This is a genomic window from Bradyrhizobium sp. ISRA442 (genome assembly GCF_038085055.1).
GTDB lineage: Bacteria > Pseudomonadota > Alphaproteobacteria > Rhizobiales > Xanthobacteraceae > Bradyrhizobium.
The window spans coordinates 307,135-318,017 of the sequence record NZ_JALGCN010000006.1 but is presented as its reverse complement, the minus strand read 5'-3'; the positions used below and the strand labels follow the sequence as shown (position 1 = coordinate 318,017).

Below are 10,883 nucleotides of genomic sequence, written 5' to 3'. Positions count from 1 at the left end.
CCGACCAGGTGATACATTCCTCGCGGGCGAAACAGTCAGCCGTCATCCGTTCCGGGCTGTGTGGTTGCCGCAGTCGTGGCCTCGTAGGCGAGAACGAAGTTGCTGTAAAAGAAGTTCTCGCTGCTGCGGGTAAAGTCGTCGCTGTCGTAGCAGACGGATCCCAGAATATAGGCCAGTATACGGGCATCCGTGTCCTCGACGCGATCCCATTCCTGCAACAAGGCTCTAAACTGCTCGGCCTGATAGTAGGCCAAGAGTGGTCGGAATCCTCGAAGGATACTAGCCCGAGGTGCAGGCGGTGTGCTCCGTAATCCAGCAGTCGAACGAGCGCGTGCTGGAGGCTAGGATCTGCGCCGTCTGCTCGGAGCGAGCCGAGGTTCAGCGCCAAGGTCCCCGACATCGACTTCTCCGAATTCCGTACGCTCGATGCGGTCGATCTTCCCGCCGCAGTGAACTCGCTGTGTCCGCACCCTTGAGCGACGGCTACATCGGTGACTACAACAACTGTGGGTATCAGAAACAAGTTCACCCATCTCGGACAGGCGGGCCAGACATTCAAGCCCGAAGATCTGCTGGATCTGCTGATTCGCCAACACATCGAGCTCTGGAGCGATCGGTCGTGGCTGGCCGACCGGGCGAGTTTCGCTTCCCGGACGGGAGCTGCCTTGGTGCGCGATTGAGAGTACAACTCCGCCGCGTCCGAGGTCATCGACCAGTTACCGCTGACGTTCGCGCACATCGGGAAGAGCACCTTCAAGAAGCTGTATGGCATCGCCAAGACGGAGAGAAGATAACTCTGCCACAAATGCATCCGCGAAGCGCCGACTCGCTTCTACGAAGTCGATCCGAAACTGAGCAAGACGGCTATCTGAAGGATCCCGGCACGCTGCACTGCCTGATCTGCGACGAGGACCACGGAGTGGTCGCGCGCCCTTGCGTTATCGACGGCTGCAAGGGCGACGTCATCGGCCTCGACGAGTACCGCCAGGCCGAGGTCTACAACACCTCCGGGCAGCCTCAAGTGGAGGACGCGTGAGCGAGGCCGAGCGGCAAGTCCGCGCGTCCGCCACTACGGGCGGGGACCGACTTCGGCGCCGTCGGCATGGATCAAGCGCGTGGACGTGCCGATCGGAAGACCGGCGATCGGGTCCTCCGACCGGCATGCTCGAACGACGGATCCGGTCGCCGGCGACGCCTACTTTCGTTGTTTTCAGAAAGCCAGTGAGGATCCACGCCAGATGGCTGGAAAGGCGCGGGCAGGCGGCGCCATTCTCGTGTGAGAGCCGGGTACAATGCGAGCCGGCTCTTGCCTATCGGTGCGGCATTGAAAAGCTGGAGCGGATCGAGCTTGGCGACGGTCGAGGCACTATTCAACCTAAAGCGGCCTCGCACACCGAAATAACTCATGAATGTGGGCCCAGGCACACCAGGTCCTGATTCCGATGAGGACCTTTCAAGGTGTCCTTCGCAAATGAGATGGCACTCACCTCGATTTTGAGGCGCGGCGGTTGCGTGTTTGTGCGGACAGAAAGGCGAGGGGACGGTTGTCGCACATATTAGGCATGCTGCGCGGTTCGCTGGAGCCTGTCGTGAGCAAAGCGATTGTATCCGCAATGACGGACGTAGTTGGCACATTCCTTCAAAAGTGCATGTTCAAGGTGCGTCCGATGAGATCCGTGGGGGCATCGACGGTTCTGGCTTGGGCTTGCCCCAGCAGTTCTTTGATTGTGGCGAATGCCCATCTCAATCGGATTCAGATCGGGGCTGTAGGGCGGCAGTAGGCGCGCGCCGTCGAGCACGAAAAATGCAATCACCCCTCGCAGGTGAGGCCCGCAAGGAACGTCGTCGTGTTCCAATGGCCCTTCTGTGCATCGCCGATGGCGCGTGCGCTGACATCGGCCCAAGCGTAACGACGTGCCATGGCGGTTGTCGTCAAGTGTCATCAAACAAAATCAAGGGCACCCAAAGTCCTTCACATCGCCACGCTTCCCGGCGCTCAGCGACTTCGGGGCGATCCTGTTCGTTGCGCTGCACGGTTATTATTTGAAGCTGATCTCCTCGGCGGCGAAAAACCGCTTACGCCCGTGGCGCGCGAGGCAGACGCTCGGCGATCGCATCGAGCGTTAGACCGCCCAGGAGCCAATCCCAGTGCCGCTTCAACGCGGAGCCTCGCTCCGCACCCGGTCCGCAAAGCTGCTGTGCGGCGCGTTTCCGCGAACTCTCATCCAATGCATTGCGCTCGCGATCCCACCGGGAAAATCCGTGCCGCGTCGTTCCGCGTAAGATCGGCCTCAACCACGGCCTTGATCACCCAAATCGCAAGAGCCTCCCCATGCGCCATCCCCGCCAGCCCTCCTTGCCGCCTTGAGGATGAATCACGCGTCGCCTGTTTGGGAATCTCTTGCGATTCAATTCAATCTCAACACGATCTAATGGCCGTGACTTGGGCTGGCCATCGCGCCGCTATCCTCGGAGCGCAGCTATCTGGCGAGTACCCGGTGCGCCTGTCTCAACTCTCGAGACCGATAGTCCTTACCACACTAGGTAGGTATCGACCCACTGTTGATGCTGTATTGTAGACGAGGAAGATCGCATTGAATCAAACGCGCTGATACGGCAAGACGAGGGCGCAATGGAAACAACAGCTAATCCGCTGAATTGCAGAGAACGCGTGTTGAAGTTCATTGAAGAAACTCGCGTCGTTAGCGAGAGTGAACTGCAAGTCAACTACATCACACCTTATCACGTCACAAAAGCTTATCGCGAACAGATCATCAAAAGTGGTTACTACGATCAGCTGAAGTACATTGTCGAGCCCTCAATCAAGGAGTTCGAGAGCCCCGGCACCTTAGATACGAGCGGCGAGTACGACAACACAGTGGTACCGGGGCTCCAGCACAAGTACGCCCAGACCGGTTTATTGCTGGTGACGGAACGCTGCGGCTCATATTGCCGTTACTGTTTTCGCAAGCGCATTGTGGGCAAGGTTTCGGATGAAATCGCGCCGGACTTCGATCAAGCCGCGCAATATATTGCGCGCCATCCTGAGATGACGAACGTACTTCTTTCCGGAGGCGACCCGTTCGTGCTTAGCACCGCCAATCTGAACAAGATCGTTGACCACCTGCTGCCAATAGATCATTTGAATTCGATCAGATTTGGCACAAAGATGCTGGCCTATGAGCCAAGGCGCTTTGAGGATTCCGCTCTACCAGCGCTATTCCAGCGTATCCACAAGGCGGGTAAAACCCCAATCATCGTCACGCATTTCGATCACGTAGGTGAGATCTCATCCGATGCGGAGCACAAAGTTCGCGCTTTGCGAGCACAGGGCGTGCAATTCCTTAATCAGTCCGTGCTTCTCGCCAAAGTCAACGATGATCCCGAAATATTGGCCGCGACCTTCGCCAAATGCCACGAAATCGGAGTGCGACCTTACTACTTATTTCAAGCTAGGCCGGTGAAGGGTGCATCGCACTTCCAAGTCGCACTTCGGCGTGGACTAGAAATTGTACGCGGCATCAACCAGCGTCTGAGCGGCATCGAGAAGACATTTAAATACATCATGTCCCATTACACAGGAAAAATAGAGATATTGGACTTAGGACAGGATGGCCGCGTGTATATGCGGTACCACCAGAATAAAGTTCCCGAGAAGATCGGTAAGATCTTTTCCCGACCGTACGTCGCGACAGCCTGCTGGCTCGATGATCTGCCCGCACAATGAGATCTACCGCACGCTCTCCAGCCTAGAAGCGCGTACGGCGCTGCCGCCGCACGAAGCGCGTTCAAGTTGAGCCGCCGGAGGCGCGCCCTGGTCTCGACGGTAGTGAGGTTCGGATACCGCTCGATGTCCGCTGCACTGAACCTAAGGACCTGTGAAGCTCCCTATTCCTGGACTAGCACAGAGGTAAAGCTCTATGCGCTTGGAGTGGGCATGGGGTCAGATCCATGAGACGATGGTCTCGGCTTCCAGCTGGTTTGGACGCCCTCGCGTGGGTAAAGCTTTGCCACTTCGGCATGCAACCAAAGTGTCTTGGATAGAAGGGGCTTCTGCGACGTAGTGTCAGTGCGGCCGCGAACGAGAAGTCAGGGTGACACGATGACCGCTTTGTCCGGATGCGAGTTGAGTGATCTTCGCGCAGGTCGTTGGGTGATCGTACGCCATGCCACCTTTTCCCTTGCGGGTGCCATGCAGACGATCGCGGGTCGACTACAAGAGTCGGTAGCTGCCAAAGCGAAGTCGCGGTCCTAGCGTCCCCCGTTCCTGCCGATCATCGAGAAAACAGGAGTGAACCCGAACGACGAAAGGCAAAGATATGACAAACGTGACTTGTGAATCACGGTGGCTACGCAACGCGCACTTCGATCAAGAGCTTCGGCCTTTTGATTTGAGCGCTGCAGAAGCCGAAGAATGACGGGGCGCTTGCCTACGGAAAATCAACCAGGGAAAAATCAGCCTGTGGAACGTCAACCGGTTGACCCGATCGCGGCCATTGATCGGCCTGTAGGATCGGATCCGAAAGGGGTGCGCTGAGGGCGGCGCAGACGAACATACATATGAGGCGTTACGCTTAAGATCTGATGCCCTCGCAAGGACCTTACCCTAAGAAGGTGCTCACGGGGCGGTTGTCGGATATTGGGGGAGCAGGGCTTCGAGGGGTTCGGCCGGGGCGCCCGCGACTTTGCCCGTGTACTGAAGGTTGCGAATTTCATGCTCTCTATCACGGTTTCCTTTGCGTACTCCGCGAGCGTTATGGTTTTTATCCGGCCTTTGGTCAGGCTGTTCAGCGACAGCGATAAGGTCACGGATATTGCCTTCTCGACCTGCGTCGTCTTTCATCGTGTTTTATGGACTTTACGTGTTTAGAGTTTCGTGACGACGATGCTTCAGTCGCTCGGAAGAGCACGCCTCAGAGCGGTCGTGTCTTTCGCGAGGCAAGGATATCTCTTCATACCGGCGGTACTGTTGTTCCCTGTTATGTCTCGCTTCAGCGGAGTGTTGGCCAGTCAAGTCATCGCCGAGCTGGGCGCCGGAATGATTGCACTATTTGTCATGCTCCGTCAGTCCGCTGAGCTCAGGCAAGGCGACCGACACATTCGGCCGGGAGGAATGGAGAGTGCTCCTTGACCTGATAACACATCTTCGGAGGCCAGCGTTAGTCCCTGCATAGTTGGCGAGTGTTGGCTCCAGGGCGATGAAGAGTGTGATGTGCGAGAGTGAGGCGCCATATGATCCCGCCGAGAAGTGCGGTGGAGATCGGCAAGTTCCTCGCCGACGCCGACGCCATGAAGAAGGCCGGCATCGAGGATCGCAACACTGGCAGGCCCTTCTCGGAATCCCGGATAAAAGGAACGCGGCAGCTGGAGTGTTGCGAGTGGCCCAGATCCGGCTCGTCCTGCACATGAACCACAGGTGGACCTTTGGACATTCGTTTGGGAACCCGACACTGTGGGCACGACCTATTGCTGCTGAAGATTCCATTCGCGGAGGCGCGTCAACGTCATCTGTGGCGACTCGTCTCCGATACGAAGATCAGGTGCCACTTCGATCGAAGCGGTAGTGCCTCCAGGTTTGCTCGTTTAGGAGGTGAGAGATTTCGTTGCGAAGTGGAAGCTGCGAACTCTAGCCAAGGCAACAATGGTGCTTTGATGCGATCAACCGGCCCGGCATCTTACGGCGGCGCGGTTCGGCGTTGGCTCTAATCAGCGACGCACCATACATCCGAACTCATCCATCATCCGATCAGCTAGTGTCCTGAACCAGAAGTTCGCAACACTGCGTCGCGTTTTGCCGGAGCATTGTAACGGCAGAAGCGCTCGATGGAAGCCAGGATGTCATCGGCGGATTTGGTCCATCGGAACGGTTTGGGATCGGCGTTGTGTCGTTCGATGAACGAGGCGATGTCCGCCCTGAGGGCGGCTACACTGCGATAGACGCCGCGCCTGATCTTCTTGTCGGTGAGGAGCGCGAAGAAGCGCTCGACTTGGTTGAGCCATGACGAACTGGTCGGGGTCAGGTGTATGTGCCAACGCGGCCTTTTGGCCAGCCATCTCCGGATCATTGGGGTCTTGTGCGTGACGTAATTGTCCATGACGAGATGGACGTCGAGTTTGCGCGGCACGGCAGCTTCGATCTCGTCAAGGAACTTGCGGAAACTCTGCGGTGCGGTGGCGTCCGTAGCACTTGCCGATGACCCGTCCGGTCGCAATATCGAGGGCGGCGAACTGCGATGTGGTGCCATGCCTTTTGTAGTCATGGCTCCTTCGGGCTACCTGGCCGGGTCGCATCGGCAGCATCGGCTGACTGCGGTCCAGCGCCTGGATGTGGGATTTCTCATCCACACACAGAACGATGGCGTGCTCCGGCGGTGAGACGTAGAGGCCCACGACATCGCGCACTTTGGCCACGAAGTTCGGATCGGTCGAGAGCTTGAACGTCTCCATCCGGTGCGGCTGGAGCCCGAAGGCCCGCCAGATGCGTTGTACCGTCGACACCGATAGACCGCTGACCTTCGCCATGTCGCGGGAGCTCCAATGAGTGGCGTTCTCGGGGCAACTCTCCAACGTCCTCACGATCACGGCTTCGACGCGGGCATCGTCAATCGTGCGTGGTGCCCCCGAGCGTGGCTCGTCGTGCCGCCCGGCCACGCGATGCTCCATAAAACGTTGCCGCCACTTGCCTACGGTCTGCCGGCCAGCTTGGCCGCCACTTCCGTGTTCTGACCAACTTCCGCACAGGTCAGCACGATCCGGGCTTTCAGAGCCAGCGCCTGCGCCGTCTTCCGCCGCATCATCAGCGACGTCAGTTCGGCACGCTCATCATCGCTCAATATCAGGGGGCAAGTTGCTGGACCGCCATCGCAGACTCCGTCGCTGTTTGCCCCATCCTTGGCACAGCGACGCGAATCCACTGCGAATCTAGGATTGCGAACTTGTGACTCGGGACAAGATGCGAACGTCCCGCGTTCGCCGTTTGGAGCATACTGCTTCCCGCGGGCGCCGAATTTTTCTCTCGATATGTCGCTACTATGCAGAAATCCGGCGATACGTATCGAATAGCATGCGGCCTATAAGGCCTCCGCGTACCGATCAAGGTTGCACCAGCAATATGACAAAGATGCGCCTACACAGATTGAGCTCGCGCCTCGCCGGCGCTGCGACGGCTGTGCTCGCGGGCGTGACCGTGACAAGCGCGGCCGACTGCCCGCGGCGGGATGCGCTCGGCAGGTCGCGTGTGCTCGTTGTCGATGCAAAGACCTATTCGCGGGTGGGATTAGATAGCTTTTCAAAGACCATTCCTCTAGTTGACCATGAGGTCGTTCTCACCTTCGATGACGGGCCGCGGCCGCCTAGCACCCAAAAAGTGCTTGCCGCGCTGGCGAGGGAATGCGTTCGCGCCACATTCTTCCTGGTCGGTAGATCCTCCGCAAAATTTCCCGAGCTCGTCCGCCGCACCGGCGCCCTCGCCCACACCATTGCGCACCATAGCTGGTCACATCCGATTATCTCAAAGATTTCATTCAAACAGGCGAAGGAAGATATCTAGCTTGGCATTGCTGCCGATGAAATGGCGCTCAACGGCGTCTGGACCAAAACCCCGTCGACGCCTTTCTTCCACTTTCCTTATTTTGATTCGACGCCTGCGACGGTCGACTTCTTGCAGTCGCGCGGGCTCGTCGTGTTCGGAGCTGATCTTTGGGCGAGCGATTGGGAGAACATAACTCCGGGCCACGCATTAAAGAATTTGACCGACCAGCTTGAGACCTCACGAAGAGGCATCATTCTGCTGCACGATGCCCAGCCCCGAACGGCCGCCATGATGCCGGCGTTCTTACGGTATCTGCGCGAGAACGCGTATCGGGTCGTGCATCTCGTACCGGCTGGCCCGGTTCAGAGGAACGCTGAGATCGCCCCTTGACGGTCTAACATCATGCCGCCAGCCAATCACAACGGCCGGGTCGCCACCACCGGCGGTCTGCTTCAGAGAAGGGAAAGGAGCGGTGCGGGTGTGGATCGTCAACGGATTGCGAAGCGGCCCTCGGATATCGTGTGGGATCCTGCTACACGGGTGCAGCATTGACCGAACTGCGTCGGACAGTCTTGCATACGCAGGCACACTACATTGCAGCAAGCAGCGCAAGAGTCCCGCACCGGGAGCAAGCCGCGGCCGAAAGAGCGACGCGCCTTTCAGAAAAGGCTGTTGAGCTGCTGCTGCATCACATCTTTGGGCACAGCGCAGCAGGATAATGGTAAATGCAGACGAGGGGATGAGCGAAACGGTAGAAGGATTGAAGAAAACTGCGCTGCGCCCCGTCGAAATTATCGATCCGGAGGTTCTCGGCCGACATTTTACCAGAACGGCTGGCCTTCACCTGATAGCTAACCCGGGCACCTTCTGCCAAGTTGATGTAGCCGGCCCTTTCAACGGACCTCATCTGCACGAAGACATCAGGGCCGCCGTCGTCTGGTTTGATGAAGCCGTAACCTTTTGTCGCGTTGAAGCACTTTACGGTACCCATTTCCACCTTCAGATCTCCTAAAAAATAGCTCATTCCCTCTGTCCAAGTGTTGCAGGGCTGTCAAGCGATGGCAAATATGACAGTGCACCAAGCTGAGTGTCGCCGACACGAAATCCACCTGGAGGTGTTTCTGACCATTGGCGCGGCAAGCGGTTCGTCCTGGCTTCGCTCCGCCAGCCGGTGGAGGACTTGTAACGGCTTCGATGTCGAGTGGCAGGGGGCGGCTGTGCGTGATCACCTGTTGAACCGCTCCCGTTATCGAAAAGATCGTCCGGACCTCGGCGAAATATGTCGGGCCGCCACGCCTGATGTTCGTGCCGATTGGAGCTCGCCGTCACGTGCGCGGGCGGCTTCAACGATGCCGAATCCCAAGCCTCGGCGCATTCGATCCGCCATCCAATCTGCTGGCCGGGGCATTCGCAGTCTGTGGAACCGGCAGGCTGCCGAACATTCGCAACGTACCGCTATGCGGGATCTCGTGCGGCAGCGGGCATCAGGAACGAATCTTGGAAGTCTTCTCGTCGAGCAATTCTGCTGGCCGAACCTCGAGGGCTTGAGAGATCTGCCACTGTTAACAGGGTTGCGTTTTGCAGCCCTCGCTCCATGCTGCTGATGAAAGCGCGATCAACGCTCATGCGTTCTGCAACCGCCTCCTGACTTAGGCCCAGCGCCAACCGAAACTCACGCGCATTTTCTCCAAAGACCTTGCGAATGTCCATCCGCAGGATAGGTGATCGCGCAGTTTGGCGCTACGTGTTATTATACGTGGAACGAGCGCTCACAACTCACTCTCTTTCGGACCCGCCCGTTCTCACGGATCACGCCCGCTGACGAAATTACTGCGCGCAAACCTTAGGCGCGGGCATCCATATTGTGACGCTCGCATGACGAAGCTTGCAGAAGTTGAGTAATGTAGGCACTAAGTTGATGGTAAGGACCATGCAAAACCGGCCGCTCGATCCCGGCGCAGCCGATGTTGCTCCGGAGATCCGGTGCTTACGGCTTACGATCAGCAACATCTGGTAACGTATTGGCATCTACTTGACGCCGCTGCAGAGGGGGCCGATGGGGAGGAAGTTGCTCGGGTCGTTCTTCAGATTGATCAAAATCGCGAATCGACCCGCTTACAGCGCTTTCGGTCTTCTTCAATCCAACCTCTTAAAGCGCGCGCTACAACCCTATTGCCTGGGTGGGGCTTATGAACGGCTGCTGGATTCCGATGGTGAGCGGCTCGGCGGTTCATCCGTTCAGGACTTTGAGACCGACCGGTTAATCGGAACATCCGTCGGGCCGCCCGTCCTAGCATACGTTTTTCATCGAATTGAGGATCGCTTTGACGGCCGTCCAACGTTGCTCGTGATCGATGAGGGCTGGCTCGCGCTAGACGATGCTGATTTTGCCGGCAAGCTCCGGGAATGGCTGAAGACGCTTCGGAAAAAAGCGCTTCGGTAATCTTTGCGACCCAGTCGCTGGCTGACATCGACGGCTCTGCAATCGCTCCCGCCGTCATCGAGAGCTGCCCGACCCGTATTCTGCTGCCGAACGATCGCTGCATCGAGCCGCAGATCACGGTCATCTATCGGCGGTTTGGACTGAATAACTGGCAAATCGAGATTCTCGCCCGCGCGACACGCAAGCGGGATTACTACTGCCAGTCGTGCCGCAGCAATCGCCTCTTCGAGCTTGGCTTGAGCGAGATCGCGCTTGCGTTCACGGCCGCCTCTTCGAAAACCGACCAGGCGCTCATCGAACAGATCCTGGCCGAAAAGGGGACGAGTGTCATGCTGATTAGGCTCTTGATGATGTCGCGGCTGACGTCATGGCGCTAGATTTTAGGACAATCCTCAAGCGAAACTAGCTTGGAAACCAGAAGATCTTCGAGCTCTTTTCGGGCGTCGTAATGGCCGAGCAGCACCGCCTCGCCGCGCAGGTCGGTCCAGTAGACAGCCTCGCGCGAGCTGAGAGGATGGTCATGAGGCAAGGCAACGAGAACATGCTCGCTCCACATAGGGATGACTTTGTTGTCCAACAACGGCAAGCTCCCCGTGACGATTAGGAGATCGAGCGCTCCGTTGGGAAGTGCTGCTGCTAGCCGTGTTCTTAATCGTTCGACTGTCGCAAGTTCAATCTGCGGGAATCGCTGCTTGAACTTAGGTAAGCAGGCTTGCAGATTGCCCGCCGAAAGCGGTGTGCAGCAACCGACGCTCAGGCGGCCGGTTTCGCTGTTGTGAACGGATCGCGCGGTTGCGATGAATGCGTCGAATTCATCCACAATGGTCCTGGCCAACCGAAAGACGTCGCAGCCGGCCTGCGTTGGGCACACATTTCCGCTGAAGCGCTCGAAAATTGGAATGCTCAAGT

General features: G+C 57.9%; 5 protein-coding genes and 5 pseudogenes. 5 read left to right on the top strand and 5 right to left on the bottom strand.

Features of this window, described 5'->3' with window-relative positions; genetic code table 11:
* Positions 1–35: 35 nt before the first annotated feature.
* Entirely contained in the window at positions 36–254 is a 219-nt protein-coding gene (locus MTR72_RS15990; RefSeq protein WP_341510570.1) for a hypothetical protein, read from the bottom strand.
* A 551-nt stretch (positions 255–805) separates the two neighbouring features.
* Here MTR72_RS15990 and MTR72_RS15985 point away from each other — a divergent pair.
* On the top strand, positions 806–1,036 hold the full coding sequence (locus MTR72_RS15985; protein ID WP_341510569.1) for a hypothetical protein: 231 nt from the start codon (positions 806–808) through the stop codon (positions 1,034–1,036).
* A 1,596-nt stretch (positions 1,037–2,632) separates the two neighbouring features.
* Positions 2,633–3,727 carry a KamA family radical SAM protein gene (locus tag MTR72_RS15980; RefSeq protein WP_341510568.1) on the top strand — a complete coding sequence of 365 codons (1,095 nt, stop codon included), beginning with the start codon at positions 2,633–2,635 and terminating at the stop codon, positions 3,725–3,727.
* Between the two features lie 2,023 nt (positions 3,728–5,750).
* On the opposite strand, the pseudogene MTR72_RS15975 reads toward MTR72_RS15980, so the two are convergent.
* A pseudogene (locus MTR72_RS15975) lies at positions 5,751–6,797 on the bottom strand (IS630 family transposase).
* Positions 6,798–7,111: 314 nt separating this feature from the next.
* Between MTR72_RS15975 and MTR72_RS15970 the strand changes: the two are divergent.
* Positions 7,112–7,921: pseudogene (locus tag MTR72_RS15970) on the top strand (polysaccharide deacetylase family protein).
* Positions 7,922–8,330: 409 nt separating this feature from the next.
* Here MTR72_RS15970 and MTR72_RS15965 read toward each other — a convergent pair.
* A pseudogene (locus tag MTR72_RS15965) lies at positions 8,331–8,528 on the bottom strand (cold-shock protein); the annotation flags it as partial.
* A 458-nt stretch (positions 8,529–8,986) separates the two neighbouring features.
* Entirely contained in the window at positions 8,987–9,241 is a 255-nt protein-coding gene (locus MTR72_RS15960) for a helix-turn-helix domain-containing protein (RefSeq protein ID WP_341510567.1), read from the bottom strand.
* Between the two features lie 220 nt (positions 9,242–9,461).
* Here MTR72_RS15960 and MTR72_RS15955 point away from each other — a divergent pair.
* A pseudogene (locus MTR72_RS15955) lies at positions 9,462–9,724 on the top strand (DUF2285 domain-containing protein).
* Positions 9,663–10,351 (top strand): annotated as a pseudogene (locus MTR72_RS15950) (TraG/VirB4 family ATPase); the annotation flags it as partial. The pseudogenes MTR72_RS15955 and MTR72_RS15950, both read left to right, overlap by 62 nt.
* On the opposite strand, the gene MTR72_RS15945 reads toward MTR72_RS15950, so the two are convergent.
* Positions 10,348–10,881 (bottom strand): LysR family transcriptional regulator, encoded by a 534-nt coding sequence (locus MTR72_RS15945; RefSeq protein ID WP_341510566.1) that lies wholly within the window; start codon positions 10,879–10,881, stop codon positions 10,348–10,350. The pseudogene MTR72_RS15950 and the gene MTR72_RS15945 sit on opposite strands and share 4 nt — an antisense overlap.
* Positions 10,882–10,883 lie beyond the last annotated feature (2 nt).